This window comes from Amycolatopsis tucumanensis (genome assembly GCF_021654135.1).
Lineage (GTDB): Bacteria > Actinomycetota > Actinomycetes > Mycobacteriales > Pseudonocardiaceae > Amycolatopsis_E > Amycolatopsis_E tucumanensis.
Genome location: NZ_JAKGSD010000060.1, coordinates 1 through 24,229, shown reverse-complemented (window position 1 = coordinate 24,229; position 24,229 = coordinate 1). Strand labels below are relative to the sequence as shown.

Sequence of the window (24,229 nt, the reverse complement as noted above, 5' to 3'; positions counted from 1 at the left end):
GGGATTACATCCGTTCCGGAGCTGAGACACCGAGCAGGGCGAGGCCGTTCGCGAACACCTGGCGCGCCGCCTCGCACAGGGCGAGGCGGGCGAAGGTGAGCGGGGTGGCTTCCTCGTCGCCCTTGGGCAGGACCTGCGCGACGGCGTAGAACTTGTGGAACGCGCCGGCGAGGCTTTCCAGGTAACGCGCCACGCGGTGCGGTTCACGCAGTTCGGCGGCGCGCTGCACGATCGTCGGGAACTCCCCGATCGTGCGGATGAGGTCACCCTCGCGGTCGAGGGTGAGCAGCCCGAAGTCGGCGTCGTTGTCGAACTTCAGTCCGAGGTCGGCGGCGTTGCGCTGCAGCGAGGCGAGCCGGGCGTGCGCGTACTGCACGTAGTAGACCGGGTTCTCGTCGCTGTGCTTGCGCAGCAGGTCGAGGTCGATGTCGATGCTGGAGTCCACCGAGTACCGGTTCAGCTCGTAGCGCGCCGCGTCCACCCCGACGGCCTCGACGAGGTCCTCCAGCGTGATCACCGTGCCGGCGCGCTTGCTCATCCGTACCGGCTTGCCCTCGCTGACCAGGTTCACCAGCTGGCCGATGAGCACCTCGACCACGGACGGGTCGTGGCCCATCGCCGCCGCGGCGGCCTTGAGCCGGGCGATGTAGCCGTGGTGGTCGGCGCCGAGCATGTAGATGCACAGGTCGAAGCCGCGGCCGATCTTGTCCTGCAGGTAGGCGATGTCACCGGCGATGTAGGCGGGCGCGCCGTCGCTCTTGATGACCACGCGGTCCTTGTCGTCGCCGAACTCGGTGGAGCGCAGCCACCAGGCGCCGTCGGCGTGGTAGAGGCTGCCGTTCTCCTTGAGGCTCTCGACGGCCTTCTCCACCGCGCCGGACTGGTGCAGCGAGTCCTCGTGGAAGTAGACGTCGAAGTCGGTGCCGAACTCGTGCAGGCTCTTCTTGATCTCGCCGAACATCAGGTCGACGCCGATGCGGCGGAACGTCTCGTTGCGCTCGTCCTCCGGCAGCGACAGCGCGCTCGGCTCCTGGCGCAGGACCTCGGCGGCGATGTCGCTGATGTAGGCGCCCGCGTAGCCGTCCTCCGGCGCCGGGTCGCCCTTCGCGGCGGCGATCAGCGACCGGACGAACCGGTCGATCTGCGCGCCGGCGTCGTTGAAGTAGTACTCGCGCGTGACGTCGGCGCCCTGCGCCTGCAGGACGCGGCCCAGCGCGTCGCCCACCGCGGCCCAGCGGGTGCCGCCGAGGTGGATCGGGCCGGTCGGGTTCGCCGACACGAACTCGAGGTTGATCTTGCGGCCGGCCAGCGCGGTGCCGTGGCCGTAGGCGTCGCCGAGGGTGAGGACCTGGCGGATCTGCTCGCCCTGGGCGTCGGCGGCCAGCCGGAGGTTCACGAACCCGGGGCCGGCGATCTCGGCCGAGTCGATGCCGTCGGTGGCGGCGAGCGCGTCGGCCAGCTCCTGGGCGAAGTCGCGCGGGGCCAGGCCGGCCTTCTTCGCCACCTGCAGCGCGATGTTGGTGGCGTAGTCTCCGTGTTCCGGGTTGCGCGGGCGCTCGACGGTCACCGTGGCGGGCAGCACGGCGGGGTCGGCGCCACGGGCGGTGAGCACCTGCGCGGCGGACGTACGGACCAGGTCAGCTAGGGCCTCGGGAGTCACCAGCCGAGTGTAAGGGCCGCGACCTCGGCCGTTGACAGGGACCGAACACGGGGTCCCTAAACTCTACCCGGGTATATCCACTTGACGGGAGACGCGGGAGCCATGGCCAGCGGCACTAAGAAGAAGGGCGCACCGAAGAAGGGCAGCGTGAAGGCGGCCCGCGGCTCGGTGGTGTCCAAGAAGGGTGTGCCCTGGGGCACGATCATCTCGGTGGTCGCGGTGGTCGCGCTCGCCGCCGTGGTGGTCACCTACTACCTGGTCCAGTCGGCGCCCAAGCGCGCGCTGGCGAGCTGGGCGCCCACCGCGGACAACCCGGACCCGTCGCTGAGCATCCCCGGCATCGTCACCGGCCAGTACCAGGCCAGCGTGCACATCCTGCCGACCGAGCGGGTGGCCTACGACCACTCGCCGCCCTACGGCGGGCCGCACGACGGCTACTGGGCGGCGTGCAACGGCGTCGTCTACCCCGTCGCGGTGCGCACGGAGAACATGGTGCACTCGCTCGAGCACGGGGCCGTGTGGATCGCCTACAACCCCGACCAGGTGACCGGTGACGCGCTGAACACGCTCAAGTCCAAGGTCGAGGGCAAGCCGTACACGATGATGTCGCCCTACCCCGGGCTGGACAAGCCGATCTCGCTGCAGTCGTGGGGCCACCAGCTGAAGCTCGACTCGGCCACCGACGAGCGGATCGACCAGTTCATCACCGCGCTGCGGACCAACCAGAACACCTACCCGGAGGTCGGTGCCTCGTGCGACGCCCTCGGCGCGGGCGCCTTCGACCCGGACAACCCGCCGCCGTTCGACCCGACGCCGCCGGGCCCGGACGCGAAGCCGATGGACTACCAGGGTTCCGCGGGCACGCAGCAGGACACCAGCACGATGCCGACGTCCTGATCCTGATGGCGGACGAAGAAGACGCCCCGGTGGCGGACCGGCCGGGCCCCCGGCCGGTCGTCATCGGCGCGACGGTGGTCGTGGTGCTGCTGGTCGGCGCGGTGCTCGGGATGTTCCTGACGTCTCTGGCGAAGGGCCCGGGGACCTCCGCCACGCCCGCGGAGGGTTCGGTCGAGGTCGGGTTCGCGCAGGACATGTCGGTGCACCACCTGCAGGCCGTGACCATGGCCAGCTGGGAGCGCGACCACACGAGCGATCCGCAGCTGAAGCAGCTGGCGTTCGACATCGAGTCCACGCAGCGCGAGCAGGTCGGCCGGATGAAGGGCTGGCTCATGCTGTGGGGCCAGCCCGAGCAGGCCACGGGCGAGTACATGACGTGGATGACGGCCGACGCCGGGCACGACCACATGGCGATGGCGCCGTCGTCGTCGGCCGCGGCGGCCGCGGGCGCGCCGATGCCGGGCATGGCGACCAACGACGAGCTGGCGAAGCTGCGCTCGCTGTCCGGCACCGAGCTGGACGTGTACTTCCTGCAGCTGATGCTGAGGCACCACCAGGGCGGCACCGAGATGGCGCAGTACGCGCACGATCACACGTCGGTGTCCGCGGTGAAGGCGCTGACGCAGAGCATCCTGACCTCGCAGGGGGCGGAGATGACGGTGATGCGGAACATGCTCACCGCGCGGGGCGCGCAGCCGCTGCCCTTCCCCTGACGCCCTGTTTCGTCGACGCTCTCCGCGGCCGGAAACCGACGGTGCGTGAATTGTCGGTGAATTGGCTGGGTGCGACTGTTAGGAAGCGCGCCCTATGACTCCTGAATTGTCCGGCCTGGAGCCCGTCCCGCTGCTGCCGGATGCACCGTCAGAACCTCAAGAAGTGGTTCGACCGGGGTGGTTGTGGCTAGTGGGCCTGGTGGGCCTGCTCCTTACCCTCCTGTCCATTCTCACCAGTCCGCTATGGCCGGCTTCGAATCCGATCTGGTCATCAACTGAGTTGCAGTTCGGCTCGGCCCTCATCGTGTTCGCTGTTCTCTTCTTCGTCGAGCGAAGGGTTCCTGGCCAGGAAGGTCGAGCAGGTAACCCGCCGTCTGGTCGAAGATCTGACCCCGGAGAACCTCAGCAACTTGCCCCCGGAAGACCTCCAGCGGGTCGCTGACATCGATGGGCCGGTTGCACGGGCGATCGAGTGGCGAAACCACATCGTCAACGGACGGTATGCCGAAGCGTGGCTTATCAGTGAATCGAACTGGCATGAAGAAACTGCGATTTCTCGCCGTCGAAGAAGGACGGCCATAGCGCATGCGAGCTTGGGGAGAGGCAGCATCACAGCGCTGAGGAGTATCGAGCCGACGACGTTGTGTGGGGCCGGGCTGTGAACTCGTCCGCATGGCACCACTCGGCACGCACTCGGACGGGTACTTGGTGCACACCCCATCCGTGCTGCCGGTTTCGATGGATCTGCTGATGCACAAGATCGGCGAGGAGTGGAAAGTCGCGGCTTTCGGGGCTGCGGCCCCTCCCCTGCCCGGGTGGCCTCCGGCTTGGTGGATAGACGGAGACCCGGCGGCTGCTACGGCGGATTGAGGGTGCAGAGCGGAGCAAGCCCAGCCGTGGTCACCAGCTGAGTTCCTGGCATCGCGCCGCCGATTCGCGTGGTTCGCACTGCAGCGTGGCGTGCTCGATCGAGTACTGGTCCTTGAGGAGCGTCTGCGCGGCGGCGAGCACCTCGGCCGGCTGCGCGGTGCGTTCCAGGGTGAGGTGCGCGGAGGCGACCTCCATGCCCGAGGTGAGCGTCCACACGTGCAGGTCGTGCACGTCGCACACGCCGGCGAGCTCGGCGAGGTCCGCGCTGATGCGTTCGACGTCCACCTCGGCGGGGGCGTGCTGGAACAGGATGCGCAGCGCCCGCCGGGCGAGGGTGAAGGTGCGCGGCAGCACGAACAGTCCGATCGCGACACCGATGAGGGCGTCGGCGTAGCGCCAGCCGGTGGTCAGGGTGATCACGCCGCTGACGAGGACGCCGACCGACCCGATCAGGTCGGCGAGGACCTCCAGGTACGCGCCGCGCAGGTTGAGGCTCTCCTTGGAGCCGTCGCGGAGCAGGGCGAAGGCGACGAGGTTCGCGGCGAGCCCGGCGACCGCCACGAGCAGCACGGGCAGGCCGGGCACCTCCGGCGGGTTCGCGAGCCGCTCGACGGCCTCGAAGATCACGTAGCCTGCCACCCCGAAGAGCAGGACGGCGTTGGCCAGCGCGGCGAGCACCTCGGCCCGGTAGAGCCCGAAGGTGCGCCGGTAGGTCGGCCCGGACCGCCGCGCCAGGACGATCGCCGTGAGGGCCATCGCCAGCCCGAGGACGTCGGTGAGCATGTGCCCGGCGTCGGAGATCAACGCGAGCGACCCGGTGACCACCCCGACGACGACTTCGAGCAACAGGAAGGCGAGGCCGATCCCGAGCGCCGCGGCGAGCCGTGGCAAGTAGCGGGCGGACGCGCTACCGGGCGGCTGGTGCCCGTGTCCGTGGCCGTGTCCCATGCGCTGGTGTCCTCCTCTGTCCCGCACCCGGAATATATAGTGATATGCGCATGTATGCAATGGCAGGTAAGGCTTGCCTTCTTCGCGCAGCCTAACCGAGCGGCGACCGCGCCGCCCCCTCCGAAGGGGTAGCCGCTCACGGGGCGGAAACACGGGTGCGCTAGGCTGTGTCACGTCGCCCAGCGATGGGCCCTCGTAGCTCAGGGGATAGAGCACTGCCCTCCGGAGGCAGGTGTCGCAGGTTCGAATCCTGCCGAGGGCACCCAGGTTCCTACACACAAAACCGGCCCCTACCAGCGAGAACGCGGTAGGGGCCGATTCATGTTCACCGGCGGACCCCGATCAAGATCGGGGATTTGTGTGCACGCTGCACGGAGACCGACTGCCCCGCCCACTGCGCCACCGTGGCCGCAAAACCCCCGCCCCAGCCAGGTGCTCACCGCAGCGTGGCGGAAGTCGCAGGGCCGCCGCGCGAGCGGTCCGCGCTCGTCGACGACCAGGCGCCCGTCGGGGCCGTAGCCGAAGCGTTCAAGCAAGAGCGTCGATACGGATGCGCTCGTCGCCGAGCGCTCGGCACCGTGCCGACAAGTCCCATCGGGCGTACGACCAGATCACGCGGGTCCGCCGGAGACGCGTGAACCCGCGCCGTAGGCGGCCATGAACATGTCGACCAGGCTGTTCACGGCCTCCTCGTCGATCGGCTTCGTGGACAGCAACCAGCGGTAGTAGAGGGTGCCGCAGAGAACCTCTGCCGGAAAGCGCAGATCCGCGTCGGCGACCAGTTCGCCGGCACGCTGGGCTCGGGCGATCCGGTCGAAGGTGCTCTGTTCGACGGTCGCCAGGAACCGCTCGTGCAGGGTCTCCCGCAACGCGGCGTCGGACTGGGCTTCGGCGATCACCGCGCGGTAGACCGGGCCGATCGGCGGCTGGGAGAGCGCGGGCGCGGACCGCAGGAACTGCTCACGCAGGTCGGCCCGGACGTCGCCGGTGTCGTGGTAGTCCAGGTCGGTCGTCCACACGCGACTGAGCGCGTCCAGCAGCAGCGCGGCCATCGACGGCCAGCGCCGGTAGATCGTGTGCTTCCCGACGCCGGCCCGGCGCGCGACCGCCTCGATGTTGAGGCCCGCGTACCCGACCTCCGTGGCCAGGTCGAGCGTCACCTGCAGCAGTTCGTCCGTCCGGGCGGCGCCGCGGCGCCGAGGCTGGTCGGTCATGTCCCGCATCCTATCGGCACGCTGCGTGCCGTTGACAGCCAGACAGGCTCGCTACATCATGAGGCGCAACGGCACGGTGCGTGCCGATAACCTGAAGGAGGTCACCATGGGCAGCAGTGCGGGCACGAAGCACGAGGGCTTCACCGCCGAAGAACGGGCCGCGATGCGGGACCACGCGAAGGAGCTGAAGGCCGCGGCCCGTCGCGGCTCCCGGGCGGACAAGGCGGCGCAGGCCGAGCAGGACGTGCTCGCGAAGATCGCCGCGATGACGCCGTCGGACAGAGCGATGGCCGAGCGCGTCCACGCCGTGGTCCGGGCCGCCGCGCCGGTCCTCGAACCGAAGCTGTGGTACGGCATGCCCGCCTACGCTCTGGACGGCAAGGTCGTGTGCTTCTTCCAGAGCGCGGAGAAGTTCAAGGCGCGTTACGCCACGCTCGGGTTCAGCGACCAGGCGTCGCTCGACGACGGTCCGATGTGGCCGACCGGTTTCGCCCTGACCGGTGTCACTTCCGAGGTGGAGGAGAAGATCGCGGCGCTGGTCGAGCGCGCGGTGAGCTGACCGGCGAGCCGGGCCGGATCACGTTGTCCTGCCGCGGCGGACGGGCTGCGGCAGGATGATCGGCATGACCCTGCCGACGTTCTGCCAGGTCGTCCTCGACTGCACCGACGCCCGGCGGCTCGCGGAGTTCTACCGCGAGCTGCTCGGGCTCGTGTACCGGCCGGGCGACGAGGACGGCGACGCCGACTGGCTCGTGCTCCGCACCCCGGACGGGCGCCCCCAGCTGGCCTTCCAGCAGGTCGACACCCTGCCGGCGGCGACGTGGCCGGACGGCCCCGTGCCGCAGCAGCTGCACCTCGACCTCACCGTGCCCACCAAGGCCGAACTGGAAGCCCAGCACGAGCGGGCCCTTCACCTCGGCGCCCGGCTGCTCCGCGACCGCAGCGACGACCCCGACGAACCGTTGTACGTCTACGCCGATCCGGCCGGGCACCCGTTCTGCATCTTCGTCGGCTAGCCGTAGTGCCCCGCGAGGTTGATGACGCCGGTGATGGGTGGTTGGCCGTTGAGGGCGGTGTGGGCAGTGCTGCCGTGCGGTCGTTCAAGGATGGCGGGAATAGGTGGCAGCACCCGACACGGAGGTCTTCGCCTCGATCGACAACGTCGATGATCCCTACGGCTAGACCGTCAGCACGATCTTCCCGCGCGTGCGGCCCTGCTGGCTCAGGCGCCACGCGTCGGCGGCCTCGGCGAGCGGGAACGTCCGCTCGACGTGCACCGTCAGCTTGCCCTCGTCCGCCAGGCTCGCCAGCTCGGCCAGCTCGGCGCCGTCCGGGCGGACCCACACGTAGCCGTGCGCGCCGACCTCCGGGTTGGCGATCGACGCGATCCGGTCCGGGCTCACGAACTCCCGGGACACCTCCACCGCGTCGCCGCCCACGAAGTCCACCGCGGCGTCGATCGGGCCCAGTTCACGAAGCCGGTCCGCCAGGCCCTCGCCGTAGGTGACCGGCTCCGCGCCCAGCTCACGCAGGTAGTCGTGGTTGCGCTCGCTCGCCGTGCCGATCACCCGCGCGCCGAGCGCGACCGCGATCTGCGTGCCGAACGACCCGACGCCACCGGCCGCGGCGTGGATCAGCACCGTCTCACCGGCCCGCAGCCCGACGCGCTTCAGCGAGCGGTACGCCGTCTGCCCCGCCAGCGGCACGCCGGCCGCCTGCGCGAAGTCCAGCGAACGCGGCTTCTTCGCGAGCATCCGCACGTTCGCGGTCACCAGCTCGGCGTATGCGCCCTGCTGCACCCAGTCCTTGCGGACGTAGCCGAAAACCTCGTCGCCGACGGAAAACTCCCCGGAGTCGAATCCCACCTTCTCGACCACCCCGGCCACGTCCCAGCCGGGCACCAGCGGGAATCGGACCTCCATCAGGCCGTCCAGCCCGCCCGCGGCGAGCTTCCAGTCGACCGGGTTGACACCGGCGGCCTTGACCCTGACCAGGACCTCCCCCGGACCGACCTTGGGATCCGGGAGCTCGGCCAGCCGGAGGTCGTCCGCCGAACCGTACTCCTGCAGTGCGATTGCCTTCATGTCCGGCGCAACGGCGGGCCCGCGACGGGATATTCCACCGCAGGCGAGTTTCGCCGGTTCGTGCGCGGGCACACCCGTACATGGCCACCGAACGGCCGGACGACCCCGTCTTGACCGGCGCCGCCCGGGCGTGCTGCACCAGCACCGAGATCACCATCACGGCCACCGCCGCGCGGCTGCACGCCAACGCGACCTGCGACCAGGCAGCCGGTGAGCGAGCGACAGCCGCCCGTCACCGCGACGAAGCGAAACGGCTGAAAAAAGAGTCACGAGTCTTGCGAGGAGTGGCAGCGCCCGGCGCGCTGACGTGTGAACATGGGGAGATGACGGAGGGAGCCGAGGACCGGAACCGCGCGGCCAACGAGCGCGACGACCTGGCCGACGCCCGCGACCGGGCGGCCGACCGCCGGGACAGGGCGGCCGTCGAGCGGGACGGGCTGGCGGACGTGGGCGAGACCCAGGACCGGCACGAACGGCACACGATTTCGAAGGCCCTCCGCGACGCCGAGGCCCGGGAGCGCGTGGCCCTGCAGCGCGAAGCCGAGGCGACCCGCCGGGAGAAGGAACTGGCGGCGGACGATCCGGATGCGGTGGCCGCGTTCATGGCGGACGCCGAGTCGGACCGGCTGGCGGCGGCCGACGACCGTGCCGCCGCGGCCGAGGACCGCTACGCCCTCCAGGAATACCTGAACCGGACGGCGAACGACCACGCCACGGCGAGAACTTCCCGGCAGCAGGCCGCGCGGGACCGCAGGTCCGCGCGGGAAGACCGGTCCGCGTCGCGGGACGACCGGGAGGCGTCGCTGTCCGACCGCGAGCAGAGCGAGATCGACCTGAACACCGGCCCCTACCCGCCGCAGCCCTGATCAGCGCACGGATATCGTCGTCGCCGTGGCGAAGGCCGCCGGGGTGTCCAAGACGACCGCGTCGGACGCGCTGCGTGATTCCGGCCGGGTGTCGGAGCGGACGAAGCAGCACGTGGTCGCCGTGGTGCCGCGGCTCGGCTGAACCCCGAACCGGCCGCGCGCTCGAACGGCGAACCGGCGGGCGTCGTGCTGTCCGACCACGCGGCGGTGCTCGAACAGCTCCTCGACCACCTTGCCACGGCCGGTGCGCAGCACATCGCGCTGCTCGCCTCAAGCACGGTCACCGACTGGGGCCGCACCCTGCAGCGCACCTACCTCGGCTGGTCCGAGCGGCACCGGCGCCGGCCGCGGCTGTGGGAGATGGCGTTCGGATCGCCCAGCACAGTCATGCAGGACAACGTGCGCGCGCTGCTCAACGCCGACGCGGACGTCGATGCGCTGGTGTGCGCGCCGGACGGCGCCGCGGCCGCGGTGCTGCCGGTGATCCGCGCCGCCGGCCGGACGATCGGCAGGGACCTGCTGCTCGCGTCCTGTGTGGACAGCACCGCGCTGGCGCACCCGCCGATCACCGCGATCGACCTGCGGCCCCGCGACGCCGGCGACTCCCGCGCGCGGCTGCTGTTCGCATCCTGACCGGCGAGGCGCCGCCCGGGACCGTGCGCACCCAGGCGATCGGCCTCATCGAGCGGGCGTCGACACGGCGGGCCTGACCGCGAACTCCGCCCAGCTCTCCGGCGTCACCGAGCACGGCCCGCCGGTGTGCACGTGCATCCGCCCCGCCACCACGTCCAGCGAGATCGTCGCCAGGCTCTCCCACCGCTCGTGCGCGGGCAGCGACATGTCCGGGTGCGCGCAGACCGCCGCGCCGTCCTCGGTGTGCGCGCACAGCGCCCGCGCCCGCGCGGTCAGGTCCGCCGCGCCGAGTTCCGCGGCGTGCGACCGCAGCCACGAGCCGCGGGCGAGCGTCGTCGACACGTCGACCGTCGTCCGCTCTCCGGGAGCGAGCGCCGCGTCGAGGAAGTGGTTGGCGTGCCACAGAACTCCGCCCACCGGGTCTACCACGCCGACCCCGGCCGGGCTCAGTTCCAGGCACCGCGCCCGGTCGGCGGTCACGACGGTGATCACCGACGACGCCGACAACCGCGCCGAGCGGGCCAGTTCCGTGGCCTCCTCGACGGTCGACGCCTCGTCCAGAATCCGCCGCGCCACCACGTGCACCGGCACCCCGATGTCCGCGTGGTCCGAGGCGTGCCGCAGCACGTTGAAGTGCACGCCGAGCCCCGCGGAGTTCACGCCGATCTTGCCGGCCACCCCGGCCTCGGTGAACGTGCACACGCCCGGCCAGGACACGACGGTCATGCCGTCGCGCAGGGTGTCGTGCCAGTCCCAGGTCTGCACCGTGCGCGGCGAGCCGTCCGCGAGCACCACCGACGTGGAGCACTCCCCCTCGCCGGAAACGGCCGCCGCGGCGAGGATTTCGGTGCGCCCGTTCAGCGCGCCGAGCTGCCACCCGGCGAGCCCGCTGCCCTCGGCCACCCCGAGCAGCTCCTCCCCCAGCGACGGCGCCCATTCGCTCGTTTCCGCCAGCGCCGCCGCGCCCAACGCCCGCACCTGCTCGAACCCGATGCCGTGGGCGGCGAACAGCCGCGCGTAACCGTCGAAGGCCGCCCGGATCTCGCCGGCGCACTCCGCGCCCAGCGTCCGCGGGTCGTCGGCCACCACGACCTTCATCGGGTGCTCGCCAGTACCGTGTCCCACGCCGGCTCGGAGGCCGGCGCGCCCAGCCCGGTCGTCGCTAACTGCTTCAGTGTCACGTCGCCCAGCTTCGCGTTGGTGATGACGACCGTCAACGTCGTGTTCCTCGAGGCCGGGCCACCAGCTCCGCGATGATCCGCACACCCTCCTCGATTTCGCCCGGCGGCCTGGCGCCGTAGCCGAGCACGAGGCCGGGCGCGCCCGGGAGCTGGCGGTGCCAGGACAGCGGCTGCACCTTGACGCCGCGGGACAGCGCCGCGGTCGCCAGGTCCACATCGGACAGTTCGCGGTCGAACGTGATCATCAGGTGCAGGCCGGCCGCCGCGCCGTGCACGCGCACGCCGGGCAGGTGCCGTCGGACCGCGTCGATCATCGCGTCCCGGCGGCGCCGGTGGCGTCGGCGCACGAAGCGCAGGTGCCGCTCCAGATCGCCGGACGTCATGAGGTGCGCCAGCACCAGTTGCGGCAGCACCGCGTTGCCGAGGTCGGCGTACCGCTTCGCGTCCACGAGGTCCCGCTGGTACCGCGGCGGCACCAGCAGCCAGCCGATCCGCAGCGCCGGGGCGAGCAGCTTCGAGATGCTGCCCGCGTAGCAGACCCGCTCCGGCAGCATCGCGCGCAGCGCGGGCACCGGCGGGCGGTCGTACCGGTGCTCGGCGTCGTAGTCGTCCTCGACGATCAGGCCGCCCCAGCGCATGAGCTCGCGCCGCCGCTCGCCGCCGAGCACCACGCCCGCCGGGAACTGGTGCGCGGGCGTCAACAACACCGCGGGCGACCGCAGTTCGGACACCCGGACGCCCTCGTCGTCGACCGGCACCGGCGGGGTGGCCAGGCCACTGTTGCGGAGGTGCTGCCGCGCGCCGAGCGAACCGGGGTCCTCCACCGCGACCTCGCCGATGCCGTGCGCGCGGAACACCGTCGCGAGCAGGCCGAGCGCCTGCGCGACCCCGGCGACCACGACGACGTCGGCGGGATCGGCGCGGATGCCGCGGTTGCGGGCCAGCCAGTTCGCCACCGCCAGCCGGAACGCCGGTGCGCCGCGCGGGTCGCCGTACCCGAAGTCGGCCGCCGACAGCCCGCCGAGCACCGCCCGTTCCGCGCGCAGCCACGCCACCCGCGGGAACGCGGCCAGGTCCGGCACGCCGGGGGTGAGGTCGATGCGGGCCGGCGCGGCGCGCAACCGGTCGAAGACGTCCGGCCGCGGCTCGAACACGACGTCCGCGCTCGGCGCGGGAGCCGGTGCGGGCGACGCGGTGACGGGCACCGCCACCACGACGGTTCCACCCCGGCCGCGCCCGGCGACGTGCCCGTCCTCGACGAGCCGCTGGTACGCCTCGGTCACCACCCCGCGCGACACGCCGAGCTCGGCGGCCAGCGTCCGCGTCGGCGGCAGCCTGCTGCCCACCGGTAGGCGCCCGTCGGCGATCGCGTCCCGCAGGCGCGCCGCCAGCCATGCCGACCGCCCGCCCGGCGGGGCCTCGCCGATGTCGAGCTGGAGGAAGTCCGATCCCGTTATGGACCGCTTGACGGGCTCGGGTTTGGATCTGTCCACCGGACCAGTATCCCGCCATGGTGGTTCCATGTCCGTCGAATTCCTGCTCACCGCGCTGGTCGTCGTGGCCACGCCCGGCACCGGTGCGCTGCTGACCATGAGCGCCGGCCTGGCGCACGGCACGCGGGCGAGCGTCATCGCCGCGGTCAGCTGCACGCTGGGCACCGTTCCGCACGCGATCGCCGCGATCACCGGCCTCGCCGCGCTGCTGCACGCCAGCGCCGTGGCGTTCCAGGTGATCAAGTACGCCGGGGTGGCCTACCTGCTCTACCTGGCGTGGTCGGCGTTGCGGGAGCCGGACCGGCCGCCGGAGGCGCCCGCGCCGCGGTCGGCCGCCCGGGTGATCATGTCCGCGGTGCTGGTCAACGTGCTCAACCCGAAGCTCACGATCTTCTTCTTCGCGTTCCTGCCGCAGTTCGTGCACCCCGGTGATCCGCGCTCGCTGCTGACGATGGCCGAGCTGAGCGCGGTGTTCATGGCGCTGACGCTGGTCGTGTTCGTCGCCTACGGGGTGGCCGCCGCGGCGATGCGCGACCGCGTGCTGTCCCGGCCGCGGGTGCGGGCGTGGATGCGCCGGGTCTTCGCGGGCACGTTCGCCGCCCTCGCCGTCCGGCTGGCCGCCGAATGATCCGCTTCCGGCACTCCGACGCGATCTGGTCGGACTTCCCGCAGCTGGTCCCGGGTGTGCTGTACGCGGAGAGCGCGCGGCCGTCCAGTGATCCGTCGCGCTACTGGCGGATCGCGGCGGAGCGGCTCGCGGACGGCCCGGAGTCCGCGCTGCCGGAGATTCAGGCGTGGCGGCAGGCGTTCGCGCGGATGGGCCTGAAACCGACGCAGTACCGGTGCGCGGCGGAATCGTTGCTGCGCCGGTTCCGCAAGGACGGGTCGCTGCCGTCGATCCACCCGATGATCGACCTGGGCAACGCGGTTTCGCTCGCCTTCGCGATCCCGGTCGCCGTGTTCGACGCGGACGCGCTCGACGGTCTGCTGGAAGTCCGGTACGCGACGGGAACCGAGGAGTACGCGGCGTTCTCCGGCGACACCGAGCACCCGGCCCCGGGGGAGATCGTGTTCGCGGACGAGCAAGGCCGGGCGCACGCCCGCCGGTGGACGCACCGGCAGAGCGCGCGATCGGCCGTCACCCCGGCGACGCGGTCGGTGCTGATCGTCGCGGAAGCCCTGCACACCACGGCGGCCGCCGACGTGCCCCGGCTGCTCGACGCACTGAGCGCCGAACTGCCGGGCTCGGAGGCGACGGTGCTCAGCCCGGACGCGCCGGAGTTTCGGGTGAAACTCCGCTGAGCCGCAGCGTTTCGGCGTGCAACCACCGCGCCACCTGGACGTCGAAGGCAGGCCCGTCCACGGCGATGCGCCTGCCCTCGACGAACGCGCTCAACGGTTCGGCGGGCGGCGAGTCGAGCACCCGCACGATCGGGGCCACCGCTTCACCCACCGGTTTTCCGAACCGCTTCATCCGGTCCAGCTGCCGGGCGCTCGCGGCGTCGTACTCAGCCGCGAAGCTGGTCGCCGTGACGCCCGGGTGCACCAGCACGTAGCGGATCCGCGGGTGCCGCTCGGCGAACGAGACACCGTGGAGGTCGTTGAGCTTGCCGCCCTGGACCATCGCGCCGGCCGGATCGTAGTGCCGGGCGAACTGGAGGTCGTCCCGGTTCACGACGTCCAACGGGGCGCCCGGCCCGGCCACGTTGGCGATCACGGGAGTGTCCGCTTCGGACAGTGCACCGGCCAGCCGCTCCGCCAGCACGAACCGGCTCAGGTAGAACAGCGCGAAGTTGTCCTCGAAGCCCTCGGTGGTCACGTGCCTGCGGGCGCGGAAGAACCGGGCGCACAGCACGAGCGCATCGATCCGCGGGTGCTTCGCGGTGATTTCGTCGGCTGCCGCGTGCGCCGCCGCCACCAGGCTCAGGTCGGCGTGCACGAATTCCGCGCCCGGCGGCGCCTTCGCCGGGTTCCGGCCCACGACGACCACCCGGTCGCCGCGCGCCAGCAGCTCGCGCGCCACTCCCGCGCCGATCCCGTCGGTGCCGCCGGTGATGACCACCGTCTTCACCGCTCCGCCCTCCCGGGCAGCAGCGGGCTCGCCGCCAGCACCACGACGAGCGCGCCGACCGCGAACCAGTACACGCCGTGGAAACCGGCCATCGCGTCACCCGCGGTTTCCAGGATCAGCGTCACGACGACCACGCCGATCGACGCGCCGAGCTGGTTGAGCATGTACAGCGCCGAACTGCCCTGCGGCACCAGCTCCGCGGGCAGCGTCCGGTACAGCGAGCCCATCGTGGGCGCGCCGACGAAGCCGAGCCCCAGACCCATGACGAACGCGGCCACCGCGGGCCACGCCTGACCCGCGTCCGGGCCCATCCACGTGAACGCCAGCCCGGCGAGCAGGGCCACGACCGCGCCCGCGCGCACCAGCACCCGCGCCCCGATCCGGTCGGACAGCCGCCCGGCCAGCGGCATCGACAGTGCCCCGCCGAGGCCGACCGGCGCGACGAGCAGCCCGGCGGCGAGCACGCCGTGGCCGTGCACCTGCTGGTAGTAGAGCGGGAGGACGAACAGGTTCGCGAACGTGCCGAGCCCGACGAGCGCCATCACGGCGACGCTCGCGGTGAACCCGCCCCGCGCGAATAGGCGCAGATCGATGAGCGGCGCCGCGGCGCGCCTGGCGTGCCCGCCGTACGCGAGCAGCAGGACGACACCGGCGACGAGCGGGACGAGCACGGACGCGGTGGCGAACGCGGTGTGCTCCGCGGCTTGCGACAGCGCCAGGACGAGGGCAGCGAACCCCGGCCCGAGCAGCGCGAGCCCACGCACGTCGAGCGGCGCCGGGACCGCCGCCGGACCGTCGTCGCGCGGGACGGAGCGCAGCGCGAGCAGCACGGCGACCAGCCCGAGCGGCACGTTGAGCAGGAACATCCACCGCCACGGGAGCACGTCCAGCACCGCGCCTCCGGCGACCGGGCCGAGCACCGGCCCGAGCGAGAGCACCACGCCCATCAGGCCCATCACGCGCCCGGCGCGAGCGGGTCCGGCGGCGCGCGCGAGCAGCGTCAGGACCAGCGGGTCGAGGATGCCGGCGCCGAGACCCTGCACGACCCGCGCGGTGATGAGGCTGCCGACGTCCCACGCGCACCCGGCGGCCAGCGAGCCGGCCAGGAACACGGCCAGCCCGGACAGCCACATCCGGCGACCGCCGAAGCGGTCCACGGCCCACGTCGTGAACGGGATGGCGACGGTGACGGCGAGCAGGAAACCGGTGGTGGCCCAGCCGATCGTGCTCAGCGAGGCGCCGAAGTCGGCGGCGAGGACGTCCGTGCCGGTGGCGACCATCGTGCTGTTGAGGATGCCCAGGATCCCGCCGAGCAGGACCGCGGTGATCATCCGGACGAGCGCCGGGTCGAGGCGTTCGTCCGCGCTGATTGAACTCATGGGTTCAAGTTAGCTTACTCATCAGAACAGTGAACCCACGGGTTCAATTCGAGTAGCATGCGGGTATGGCCACGCGTGGACGCATCGACAAACGGCAGGCGATCCTGGACGCGGCGTTCACGGTGTTCGCGCGGCAGGGCTACGCGCAGGCGTGCGTCGCCGAGGTCGCGGCCGAAGCCGGCGTGGCGAAGCCGACGGTCTACAACCACTTCAGCGAGAAGGCGAACCTGTTCCGCGAGTCGATGACGGCGGAGGCGGCCAAGGCGATCGCGGACAACCTGGCGGCGGTGGACCGGCTCCGCGACGCGGGCGAGGACCTGCGGGCCGCGCTGGAGCAGGTGGGCCGCCGGCTGATCGACTGCTACACCGACGACCGGTCGTGGGCGTTCCGGCGGCTCCTGCAGGCCGAACTGGCACGCTTCCCGGAACTACTGGACACCGTCCAGACGCGCGCCGGAACCAACGTCGTGACCGACGCGCTCGCCGACCGCCTGGCCCGCCTCGCCCTGGAGGGCCGGCTGAAGATCACGGACCCGGCGCGGGCGGCGGAGCAGTTCGGGGCGCTGCTCACCGCGCCCCTGGAGTCGCGGACCCGGCTGGGCACGCGGGCGCTCCCGACGGCCGAACGGAACGCCGTCGCCGCCGCGGCTGTCGACACCTTCCTGCGCGCCTACGGCTGACCGGCCGTGCCGGGAGCAGTGCGCCCCCGGCACGGCACCCCCTCAGGCGTTGGCCAGCAACCCGTGCGGGTCGAGCACGTACTTGCGCGCCGCGCCGTGGTCGAATTCCTGGTAGCCCCGCGGGGCCTCGGACAGGGGGATCGGCGTCGCGTTGACGGCCTTCGCGATCTGGACCCGGTCGTGCAGGATCGCCATCATCAGGCGCCGGTGGTAGCGCATCACCGGGCACTGTCCGGTGGTGAACGCGTGCGACTTCGCCCAGCCCAGGCCGATCCGGATGGACAGGGAGCCGTGCCGCGCGGCTTCGTCGGCCGCGCCCGGGTCGCCGGTCACGTACAGGCCCGGGATGCCCAGTGCGCCGCCCGCCGCGGTGATGTCCATCAGCGAGTTCAGCACGGTCGCCGGGTGCTCGTCGGACGCTTCCTTGCCGTGTCCGCGCGCCTCGAACCCGACCGCGTCGACACCGCAGTCGACCTCGGGCACGCCGAGGATCTCGGCGATCTGGTCCTTCGGGTCGCCCTTCGACACGTCCACCGTCTCGCAGCCGAAGCTGCGGGCCTGCTCCAGCCGGTCGGCGTTGAGGTCGCCGACGATCACCACCGCCGCGCCGAGCAGCTGCGCCGACGCCGCCGCGGCCAGCCCGACCGGTCCGGCGCCCGCGATGTACACCGTCGACCCGACGCCGACGCCCGCGCTGACGCAGCCGTGGAAACCGGTCGGGAAGATGTCCGACAGCATGGCCAGGTCGAGGATCTTCTCCATGGCCTGGTCGCGGTCCGGGAACTTCAGCAGGTTCCAGTCCGCGTACGGCACCATCACGTACTCGGCCTGCCCGCCGACCCAGCCGCCCATGTCGACGTAACCGTATGCCGACCCGGGCCGGTCCGGGTTGACGTTGAGGCAGATCCCGGTCTTGCCCTCCTTGCAGTTGCGGCACCGTCCGCAGGCGATGTTGAACGGCACCGAGACCAGGTCGCCCTCCTTGATGAACTCGACGTCCCGGCCCGTCTCGACCACCTCGCCGGTGATCTCGTGGCCCAGCACCAGCCCTTCCGGCGCGGTCGTGCGGCCACGCACCATGTGCTGGTCGCTGCCGCAGATGTTGGTCGCGACGTTCTTGAGAATGACACCGTGCTGGGTTTCCCGCCCCACGTTGGCCTGGTGCACGCCGGGGCCGTCCTTCATCGAGAAGGTCGGGTAGTCGATGGTGTCGACCTCGACCTTGCCTGGTCCCAGATAGGTGACCGCTTTGTTGCCCGCCATGAGTTCTGCCGCCTCGATTCCTCGTTCGCCGTTGAACGGTCAGGACCCGATGCTAGGAACGTCCGCGGCGCCGGGCCTAGGGCCGGAAGACCATTCCGGGAAGCGCTCGCGAGCGGCCCACCGCGTCACGGGCGCGAACCCGAGACCGGTGACCAGGAACAGCGCGCCGAGGACCAGCCACCCCACCACACCGCCGCCGAGGACCAACGTCGTCAGCAGCACCGGTCCCGCCATCCGGGCGATCGCCATGCCGGAGGCGAAGAACCCCTGGTACTGGCCCTGTTTCCCGTCGGGCGCGAGCGTGAAGCTGATCTCCCAGGCGCCCGCGGCGAGCAGCATCTCCCCCGCCACCTGGATGACGGCCGCGACGAGCAGCACCACCCAGAGGCTCGCCGACGACGCGTACACCGCGCAGGCGAGCAGCATCAGGATCCCGGCGCCGCGCGCGGCACGGGCGGCGGTGCGCAGCCCCGACACCCGGCGCGCGACCCGGACCTGGAACAGCACCACGCTCACCGTGTTGACCAGCAGCAGGACCGACACCAGCCAGGCAGGCGCGTCCGTCCGCTGGACCATCCACAGTGGAATGACCAGGCTGAGCAGCGGCATGTTCAGCATCATGATCGTGTGCAGGAGGGCCAGCACCGCGTACGGCCGGTCCCGCAGCACCGCCCGTCGCGGGCTGTCGCGGACCACGGCGACTTCCGGCACGCGCGACAGGATCACCGCCGCGACCACGAACCCGGCGGCGTCGGCGGCGAACACCACCTGGTAGGCGGTCGCGGTGCCGACCTGCAGCGCGACGCCCCCGGCCGCGGCGCCGATCGCGAGCCCGGCGTTCGTGGCCGCCTGCAGGTGAGCGCGCACCCGAGTGCGGCCGGCGGGCTCGACCAGACCGGCGAGCAGCGCCTGCCGTGCGGCGGCGAGCCCGCTCTGGCCACAGGCGTAGGCGCCCGCGAGTGCGAGGAAGGCGGGGAACGAGGTGGCGAAGACGAACCCGCCGAGCGCGACGGCCGTGCCGAGCGCGAGCAGCACCGCGACCCGCCGCGGCCCGTACCGGTCGGCGAGGTGACCGGCCCACACCCCGGCGATCGCGCCTGCCGCCCAGCCGAGCGTCAGCCCGAGCCCCACCTGGGCCGGCGGCAGACCGATGACGAGGGTGAAGTACAGGGCTGAGGTGACGTAGTAGGCGCCGTCGCCGAGCGAGTTGACCAGCTGCGCCGTGGCGAGCACCCGCGCGGCGGTCATGACACGACCGGAGCGGACATGACGCGATACGCGCCGTCACCCAGCGAGTTGACCAGCTGCGCCACAACGAGCACCCGCGCGGCGGTCATGACACCACCGGGACAGACGCAACACACGCCACCGCCCAACGAATTGACCAGCAGCGCCACAGCGAGCAGCCCCGCGGCGGTCATGACACCACCGGGGCAGACGCAACACGCGCCGTCACCCAACGAGTTGACCAGCAGCGCCACAGCGAGCACCCGCGCGGCGGTCATGACACCACCGGGACAGACGCAACACACGCCACCGCCCAACGAATTGACCGGCAGCGCCACAACGAGCACCCGCGCGGCGGTCATGACGCCACCGGCCGGCGCGTGCGGGCCCGCTTCAGTTCGAAGAAACCGTCGGTGCCCGCGACCAGCACCACCCCGTCCCACAGCCGGCCCGCCGCGGCACCGCGGGGGACCGGCGTGACCACCGGGCCGAAGAAGGCGTTGACCTCGCCGTCGGGGCCGGTCACGTGGATCGCCGGCGTGCCCAGGTCCTCCCCCACCGGCCGGAGCCCCGCCGCAGTGCTCTCGCGGAGCGCCTCGTCGTGCTCGGTGGTGGCGGCGGCCTCCGCGAGGTCCACCGGCAGGCCGCACGAGGCCAGCGCGTCGCGGTACAGGTCGTGCCCGAGCGGCGCGCGGTCGAGGTGGATCCGCCTGCCCAGGGCGGTGTAGAGGTCACGCAGCACCTCGTTGCCGCACCTGCGCTCCGCGGCGATCGCGACCCGCGCCGGGCCCCAGGCGCTGTCCAGCCACTCCCGGTACCACGATTCCACCGCACGCCCCTCGTTGAGCAGCGACAGGCTCAGCACGTGGAACCGGACCCGCACGTCCCGCACCAGCTCCACCTCCAGCAGCCAGCGCGAGGTGATCCAGGCCCACGGGCACTTCGGGTCGAACCAGAGGTCGGCTGTCGTCATGGCGGAAACGCTAGACAGCCGATTGGCCTGGGGTAAGCTCCAATTCCTACCCGCTTGTTTGGGCCATTTCCGGAGCCGTGGTGGACCTGCACATCAGCCTGACCGGCGGTGACCTCGTCGCGCAGATCTACCGCCAGGTCCGCGACGCGATCGCCGACGGACGCCTCCGGCCAGGCGAGCGACTGCCGCCGTCGCGGGAGCTCGCGCGGACCCTCGCCGTCTCCCGCAACACGGTCGCCGCCGCCTACGACCGGCTCACCGCCGAGGGTTTGCTGACCGGCCGCGTCGGGGCCGGGACGTTCGTCGCGGGCACCGCACCGCGGCAGCCCCGCCGGGCGCCCCGGGGCGTGCTGGCCGCGCGGCCGTTCTGGGACACGCTGCCGGACCCCGTCGAGGCGCCGCCGGTGCGCTACGACTTCCGCGTCGGCGCCCCGGATGCGAGCCTGTTCCCGCTGCAGACCTGGCGGCGGCTGGTCTCGCAGAGCCTGCGGAGCCACGAGATCCCGGCCGGCTACGGCGATCCGTCCGGCCACAGTGAACTGCGCGCGGCGATCGCGCGCCACCTCGGCATCGCGCGGTCGGTGCGGGCGGCGGCCGAGGACGTGCTGGTCACGCAGGGCGCGCAGCAGGCGCTCGACCTCGTCGGCCGGGTGCTGGTCGAACCGGGGGCGTGCGTCGCGGTCGAGGAACCCGGTTATCCCCCGGCGCGGCGGCTGCTCGCATCGCTCGGCGCGCGGGTCACCGGAGTGCCGGTGGACGGCGAGGGGATCGTCGTGGACCGGATCCCGAACACCGCCCGGTTGGTGTACGTGACGCCGTCGCACCAGTTCCCGCTGGGCACACCGATGTCGCCGGCGCGCCGGGCCGCCCTGCTCGAGTGGGCCGGGCGGCGGGACGCGGTGATCGTCGAGGACGACTACGACAGCGAGTTCCGCTTTGCCGGGCGGCCGCTCGACCCGTTGCAGAGCCTGGACCGCGCCGGGCGGGTCATCTACGTGGGGTCGTTCTCCAAGACGCTGCTGCCGATGCTGCGGCTGGGTTTCCTGATCGCCCCCGCCGCGCTGCGGCCCGCGCTGCTCAAGGCCAAACAGCTCACCGACTGGCACGGTGACCTCACCACGCAGGCCGCGCTCGCCCGGTTCCTGGACGAGGGCCTGCTGACCCGGCACGTCCGGAAGGCCACTCGCGAGTACGCGGCCCGGCACGAGCTGATCGTGCGCACCCTGGAGCGGGAGTTCGGCGACTGGCTCCGGCTCGTGCCCTCGGCCGCGGGCCTGCACGTGTGCGCCAGGTCGGTGGTCGACACGTCGGCCCTGCACGCGCCGGGAGTCGCGTTCGACCGGCTGCACACCTACTACGCCGATTCGCCGCCCGAGCAGGGGCTCGCGCTCGGCTACGGGGCCGTGTCGCCGGACGGGATCGTGGCCGGTCTCCGCCTGCTGCGCGACGCGTTCAGGGCAGCAGGACGACCTGGACCGCGGTGAGGAGACCGGCCAGAACGACCGCGATGGTCGCCGCGCCGAGGACGTGCCGCGCGCTGCCGGTCGTCGGCGGGCGCCGCACGGCGATGAACCACAGCACCACGACCGCGGCGGCGCACCCCGCGGCGGCGATCTCCAGCGGGGCGCCGCGGACCAGGCCGCTGCGCAGCAGGAGAACGGCCGCGACGGCGGCGGCGAGGGCGGTGCGCTGCCAGGCCAGCGCGGTCCGCTCGGGCTGGAGCCCGGGGTCCCTCATCGGATGGTGGCCAGCGCGACCACGAGGACGACCGTCCCGGCGAGCGCGGCCGCCCACCCGACGACGACCGGCAGCCACGTCATCGGCAGCGGCCGCTTGTTGCGCATCGCGCGCTGCACCCGGGCCCAGCGCCGGTAGGCGAACGCCGCGAGCAGGGTGCCGGTGACGGCGAGCAGCGCGGCGAGGACGCCACGCAACCCGGCGATCGAGAACTGCGGGACGAACTGCATGAGCGCCACGGCGCCGGCGATGAGCGCGAGCGCGGTCCGCAGCCACGCCAGGAAGGTGCGCTCGTTGGCCAGGGTGAAGCGGTAGTCGGGCTCCTCCCCCTCTTCGTACCAGCGTGGGCTCATGCGGGTGACGTTACTGTCCGGCGCGGGCGCGGGGCAGTTTGACCGGGTCGTCGTGCAGGTCCTCGAACAGGTCGCCGACCTCCTCGACCCGGTCGAGGACGTCGTCGCTGAGGAACTTCAACTGCGCGGGTCGGCGGCACGCCTCGACCTCGTCCCAGGTGACCGGGGTGGACACGGTCGGTTCCGGGCGGCCGCGCAGCGAGTACGGCGCGACGGTCGTCTTGTGCGGGTTGTTCTGGCTCCAGTCGATGAACACCTTGCCGGGCCGCAGGCTCTTCGTCATGGCCGCGGTGACCTCCCCCGGCGTCTCGGCGGCGAGCTTCTTCGCGGCGGCCTTGGCGTAGGCCGAGGTGTCCTCCGATGTCGCGGTCTTCACCGCCGCGTACAGCTGCATGCCCTTCGAGCCGCTGGTCTTCGGGTAGAGCCGGAGCCCGTCCGCCGCCAGCAGGTCGCGCAGCCGCTCGGCGACGCGGCAGCACTCGACGATCGTCGCAGGCTCGCCCGGGTCGAGGTCGAACACCAGCAGGTCGGGGTTGCGCCGGGCGCCACGCGGGCCGACGGTCCACTGCGGCACGTGCAGTTCCAACGCGGCGAGGTTGGCCGCCCATATCAACGTCGGCACGTCGTTGACCAGCGGATACGCGTTCACGTCCGAGCTCTGCCCGCGCCCGCCGCTCGCGATCTTCGCGGTCTTCACCCAGTCGGGGGCGTGCCGTCCAGCGTCCTTCTCGTAGAACGGGTTCGACTGCACCCCGCCCGGCCAGCGTCGGAAGGTGAGCGCCCGGTCGCGCAGGTGCGGCAGGATCACCGGGGCGACGCGGGCGTAGTAGTCGATCACCTGCCCCTTGGTGAACCCGGCTTCGGGGTAGAGCACCTTGTCCAGGTTGGACAACGACAGCCGGCGCCCGTCGACCTGCACCGTCACCCTGTCCTCGGCCATGCCCCCAGCCTGCCCCAGCGTCGCGCGCCGTGCATCCCGCGCATTGTCTCGCTGGCCGGAACAGATCTTGCTCGGAACCGGTACAGTATGGGAGTAGCTGCACCGATACCGTTCCTCTCACCGGAACGCTACCCCGAGGACCATCGGCTTTGACCACCAAGAGTACCGCCGGACGCAAGCTCGCACCGGCCAACGACAACACCGGCACCGAGGCCGCGGCCCGGGTCGCCGACGTGCTCCTGCTCTTCGCCGGCGGTCCCCGTTACCTGGGGGTGAGCGCGATCAGCCGCGAGCTGGGACTGTCGAAGGCCGTCGTCTTCCGGATCCTGCAGTCGCTCGTGTCGCGGGAGCTGCTGGCGACCGATCCTGGCGTGAACGGCTACCGGCTGGGCCAGGCCGCGGCAGCGCTCGGCGCGAGCGCCCTGCGCCGGTTCGACGCCCGCACGGTCGCGACGCCCATACTGCGCCGGCTGCGGGACGAAACCGGCGAGACCACCACGCTGTCCGGCCTGGTCGGCGACGAGCGGGTGTACCTGGACCAGTTCGAGAGCCCGCGCGAGATCAAGATGACGGTGGAGATCGGCCGTCGTTTTCCCCTGCACGCGGGCTCGTCGGGCAAGGTCATCCTGGCCTTCCTGCCGGAGGACCGTCAGGAGTCGGTGCTGCGGCGAACGCTGGAACCGCTGACGGACAAGACGATCACCGACGTCGACACCCTGCGCACCGCACTGGCCGAAACCGCGAGGGAAGGCGTGGCGGTCTCCCTCGGCGAACGCCAAGCCGGAGCCGGTTCGGTCGCCGCCCCCCTGTTCGGCCCCGACGGCGAGGTCCACGGCTCGATCAGCATTTGCGGCCCGCAATACCGCTTCACGCCAGAGGCGATCGACCGCTATCGGGCCCTGATCCGCGCAGCATCGGAAGAAATCCGGGACAACTGGACCTGGCTGCGCGACAGCGAAGCAGGCAGCGCGTAGCGCAACGCCCTGAACACAAAACGAAGCTGGGTGGTCATCCCGTCGCCTGACACGCAACGATCACCTTGAGCCA

28 protein-coding genes and 1 tRNA gene are annotated in these 24,229 nt (G+C 71.9%); 13 read left to right on the top strand and 16 right to left on the bottom strand.

Features of this window, described 5'->3' with window-relative positions; translation table 11 throughout:
- Positions 1–4: 4 nt before the first annotated feature.
- The gene (argS, locus tag L2C96_RS37345; protein WP_237339550.1) at positions 5–1,660 is read right to left on the bottom strand and encodes an arginine--tRNA ligase; all 1,656 of its coding nucleotides are present in this window, start codon (positions 1,658–1,660) and stop codon (positions 5–7) included.
- Between the two features lie 102 nt (positions 1,661–1,762).
- Here argS and L2C96_RS37340 point away from each other — a divergent pair, with 102 nt between their 5' ends.
- On the top strand, positions 1,763–2,557 hold the full coding sequence (locus tag L2C96_RS37340) for a thioredoxin-like domain-containing protein (protein WP_020417772.1): 795 nt from the start codon (positions 1,763–1,765) through the stop codon (positions 2,555–2,557).
- Between the two features lie 5 nt (positions 2,558–2,562).
- Positions 2,563–3,270: a DUF305 domain-containing protein gene (locus L2C96_RS37335; RefSeq protein WP_237339549.1), complete on the top strand. Its 708-nt coding sequence runs from the start codon at positions 2,563–2,565 to the stop codon at positions 3,268–3,270.
- A 900-nt stretch (positions 3,271–4,170) separates the two neighbouring features.
- On the opposite strand, the gene L2C96_RS37330 is transcribed toward L2C96_RS37335, so the two are convergent.
- On the bottom strand, positions 4,171–5,088 hold the full coding sequence (locus tag L2C96_RS37330) for a cation diffusion facilitator family transporter (RefSeq protein ID WP_237339548.1): 918 nt from the start codon (positions 5,086–5,088) through the stop codon (positions 4,171–4,173).
- A 189-nt stretch (positions 5,089–5,277) separates the two neighbouring features.
- Here L2C96_RS37330 and L2C96_RS37325 point away from each other — a divergent pair.
- Positions 5,278–5,350 (top strand) — tRNA-Arg (locus L2C96_RS37325).
- A gap of 349 nt (positions 5,351–5,699) precedes the next feature.
- On the opposite strand, the gene L2C96_RS37320 is transcribed toward L2C96_RS37325, so the two are convergent.
- Complete coding sequence (locus L2C96_RS37320) at positions 5,700–6,302, bottom strand: TetR/AcrR family transcriptional regulator (RefSeq protein WP_237339547.1); 603 nt, start codon at positions 6,300–6,302, stop codon at positions 5,700–5,702.
- A 106-nt stretch (positions 6,303–6,408) separates the two neighbouring features.
- On the opposite strand from L2C96_RS37320, the gene L2C96_RS37315 reads away from it, so the two are divergent.
- Entirely contained in the window at positions 6,409–6,861 is a 453-nt protein-coding gene (locus L2C96_RS37315; RefSeq protein WP_123683647.1) for an iron chaperone, read from the top strand.
- A gap of 55 nt (positions 6,862–6,916) precedes the next feature.
- Positions 6,917–7,318, top strand: coding sequence for a VOC family protein (locus tag L2C96_RS37310; protein WP_020417766.1), 402 nt, complete (start codon positions 6,917–6,919; stop codon positions 7,316–7,318).
- Between the two features lie 162 nt (positions 7,319–7,480).
- On the opposite strand, the gene L2C96_RS37305 is transcribed toward L2C96_RS37310, so the two are convergent.
- Positions 7,481–8,386 carry an NADP-dependent oxidoreductase gene (locus tag L2C96_RS37305; RefSeq protein WP_237339546.1) on the bottom strand — a complete coding sequence of 302 codons (906 nt, stop codon included), beginning with the start codon at positions 8,384–8,386 and terminating at the stop codon, positions 7,481–7,483.
- A 323-nt stretch (positions 8,387–8,709) separates the two neighbouring features.
- On the opposite strand from L2C96_RS37305, the gene L2C96_RS37300 reads away from it, so the two are divergent.
- From L2C96_RS37300 to L2C96_RS37290, 3 genes are read left to right on the top strand one after another with little or no spacing between them, the layout of a single operon-like run.
- The gene (locus L2C96_RS37300; RefSeq protein ID WP_237339545.1) at positions 8,710–9,252 is read left to right on the top strand and encodes a hypothetical protein; all 543 of its coding nucleotides are present in this window, start codon (positions 8,710–8,712) and stop codon (positions 9,250–9,252) included.
- Positions 9,253–9,277: 25 nt separating this feature from the next.
- Complete coding sequence (locus tag L2C96_RS37295) at positions 9,278–9,394, top strand: LacI family DNA-binding transcriptional regulator (RefSeq protein WP_237339544.1); 117 nt, start codon at positions 9,278–9,280, stop codon at positions 9,392–9,394.
- 44 nt (positions 9,395–9,438) lie between these two features.
- On the top strand, positions 9,439–9,885 hold the full coding sequence (locus L2C96_RS37290) for a substrate-binding domain-containing protein (protein ID WP_237339543.1): 447 nt from the start codon (positions 9,439–9,441) through the stop codon (positions 9,883–9,885).
- A 45-nt stretch (positions 9,886–9,930) separates the two neighbouring features.
- Here L2C96_RS37290 and L2C96_RS37285 read toward each other — a convergent pair whose 3' ends face one another.
- The 3 genes from L2C96_RS37285 to pdxR (L2C96_RS37280) are packed head-to-tail and all read right to left on the bottom strand — an operon-like array spanning position 9,931 to position 12,559.
- Positions 9,931–10,983 carry a C45 family autoproteolytic acyltransferase/hydrolase gene (locus L2C96_RS37285; protein WP_237339542.1) on the bottom strand — a complete coding sequence of 351 codons (1,053 nt, stop codon included), beginning with the start codon at positions 10,981–10,983 and terminating at the stop codon, positions 9,931–9,933.
- The gene (locus L2C96_RS44860) at positions 10,980–11,102 is read right to left on the bottom strand and encodes a hypothetical protein (protein ID WP_272883812.1); all 123 of its coding nucleotides are present in this window, start codon (positions 11,100–11,102) and stop codon (positions 10,980–10,982) included. The genes L2C96_RS37285 and L2C96_RS44860 overlap by 4 nt, the downstream gene beginning before the upstream one ends.
- Positions 11,099–12,559: a MocR-like pyridoxine biosynthesis transcription factor PdxR gene (pdxR, locus tag L2C96_RS37280; protein WP_237339541.1), complete on the bottom strand. Its 1,461-nt coding sequence runs from the start codon at positions 12,557–12,559 to the stop codon at positions 11,099–11,101. The genes L2C96_RS44860 and pdxR (L2C96_RS37280) overlap by 4 nt, the downstream gene beginning before the upstream one ends.
- 28 nt (positions 12,560–12,587) lie before the next feature.
- On the opposite strand from pdxR (L2C96_RS37280), the gene L2C96_RS37275 reads away from it, so the two are divergent.
- Positions 12,588–13,187: a LysE family translocator gene (locus tag L2C96_RS37275; protein WP_237339540.1), complete on the top strand. Its 600-nt coding sequence runs from the start codon at positions 12,588–12,590 to the stop codon at positions 13,185–13,187.
- Positions 13,184–13,861: a B3/B4 domain-containing protein gene (locus L2C96_RS37270; RefSeq protein WP_237339539.1), complete on the top strand. Its 678-nt coding sequence runs from the start codon at positions 13,184–13,186 to the stop codon at positions 13,859–13,861. The genes L2C96_RS37275 and L2C96_RS37270 overlap by 4 nt, the downstream gene beginning before the upstream one ends.
- Here L2C96_RS37270 and L2C96_RS37265 read toward each other — a convergent pair.
- Both L2C96_RS37265 and L2C96_RS37260 read right to left on the bottom strand, forming a co-directional pair.
- A complete protein-coding gene (locus tag L2C96_RS37265) occupies positions 13,821–14,630 on the bottom strand; it encodes an SDR family NAD(P)-dependent oxidoreductase (protein WP_237339538.1) in 810 nt (269 codons plus the stop codon). The two genes, L2C96_RS37270 and L2C96_RS37265, sit on opposite strands and share 41 nt — an antisense overlap.
- Positions 14,627–16,009 carry a DHA2 family efflux MFS transporter permease subunit gene (locus L2C96_RS37260; protein WP_020417755.1) on the bottom strand — a complete coding sequence of 461 codons (1,383 nt, stop codon included), beginning with the start codon at positions 16,007–16,009 and terminating at the stop codon, positions 14,627–14,629. Before L2C96_RS37260 ends, L2C96_RS37265 begins: the two co-directional genes overlap by 4 nt.
- Before the next feature lie 65 nt (positions 16,010–16,074).
- Between L2C96_RS37260 and L2C96_RS37255 the strand changes: the two genes are divergently transcribed.
- Positions 16,075–16,689, top strand: a complete 615-nt coding sequence (locus L2C96_RS37255) for a TetR/AcrR family transcriptional regulator C-terminal domain-containing protein (RefSeq protein ID WP_020417754.1) — start codon at positions 16,075–16,077, stop codon at positions 16,687–16,689.
- A gap of 42 nt (positions 16,690–16,731) precedes the next feature.
- Here L2C96_RS37255 and fdhA read toward each other — a convergent pair whose 3' ends face one another.
- From fdhA to L2C96_RS37235, 4 genes are read right to left on the bottom strand one after another with little or no spacing between them, the layout of a single operon-like run.
- Entirely contained in the window at positions 16,732–17,952 is a 1,221-nt protein-coding gene (gene fdhA, locus L2C96_RS37250) for a formaldehyde dehydrogenase, glutathione-independent (protein WP_020417753.1), read from the bottom strand.
- A 39-nt stretch (positions 17,953–17,991) separates the two neighbouring features.
- Complete coding sequence (locus L2C96_RS37245) at positions 17,992–19,200, bottom strand: MFS transporter (protein WP_237339537.1); 1,209 nt, start codon at positions 19,198–19,200, stop codon at positions 17,992–17,994.
- Positions 19,197–19,541 carry a hypothetical protein gene (locus tag L2C96_RS37240; RefSeq protein ID WP_237339536.1) on the bottom strand — a complete coding sequence of 115 codons (345 nt, stop codon included), beginning with the start codon at positions 19,539–19,541 and terminating at the stop codon, positions 19,197–19,199. The genes L2C96_RS37245 and L2C96_RS37240 overlap by 4 nt, the downstream gene beginning before the upstream one ends.
- Entirely contained in the window at positions 19,538–20,152 is a 615-nt protein-coding gene (locus L2C96_RS37235; protein ID WP_237339535.1) for a mycothiol-dependent nitroreductase Rv2466c family protein, read from the bottom strand. The genes L2C96_RS37240 and L2C96_RS37235 overlap by 4 nt, the downstream gene beginning before the upstream one ends.
- Positions 20,153–20,232: 80 nt before the next feature.
- Here L2C96_RS37235 and pdxR (L2C96_RS37230) point away from each other — a divergent pair, with 80 nt between their 5' ends.
- On the top strand, positions 20,233–21,636 hold the full coding sequence (gene pdxR / locus L2C96_RS37230; protein ID WP_237339534.1) for a MocR-like pyridoxine biosynthesis transcription factor PdxR: 1,404 nt from the start codon (positions 20,233–20,235) through the stop codon (positions 21,634–21,636).
- Here the strand turns inward: pdxR (L2C96_RS37230) and L2C96_RS37225 are convergent.
- Genes L2C96_RS37225 through ligD form a run of 3 tightly spaced genes read right to left on the bottom strand, consistent with a single transcriptional unit; the run spans position 21,605 to position 23,182 of the window.
- Positions 21,605–21,889: a DUF202 domain-containing protein gene (locus L2C96_RS37225; RefSeq protein WP_237339533.1), complete on the bottom strand. Its 285-nt coding sequence runs from the start codon at positions 21,887–21,889 to the stop codon at positions 21,605–21,607. The two genes, pdxR (L2C96_RS37230) and L2C96_RS37225, sit on opposite strands and share 32 nt — an antisense overlap.
- Positions 21,886–22,242, bottom strand: coding sequence for a YidH family protein (locus L2C96_RS37220; protein WP_020417747.1), 357 nt, complete (start codon positions 22,240–22,242; stop codon positions 21,886–21,888). Before L2C96_RS37220 ends, L2C96_RS37225 begins: the two co-directional genes overlap by 4 nt.
- A gap of 10 nt (positions 22,243–22,252) precedes the next feature.
- On the bottom strand, positions 22,253–23,182 hold the full coding sequence (gene ligD, locus L2C96_RS37215) for a non-homologous end-joining DNA ligase (protein WP_237339532.1): 930 nt from the start codon (positions 23,180–23,182) through the stop codon (positions 22,253–22,255).
- A 149-nt stretch (positions 23,183–23,331) separates the two neighbouring features.
- Between ligD and L2C96_RS37210 the strand changes: the two genes are divergently transcribed.
- Positions 23,332–24,156, top strand: a complete 825-nt coding sequence (locus L2C96_RS37210; protein WP_020417745.1) for an IclR family transcriptional regulator — start codon at positions 23,332–23,334, stop codon at positions 24,154–24,156.
- The last annotated feature ends 73 nt before the right edge of the window (positions 24,157–24,229 follow it).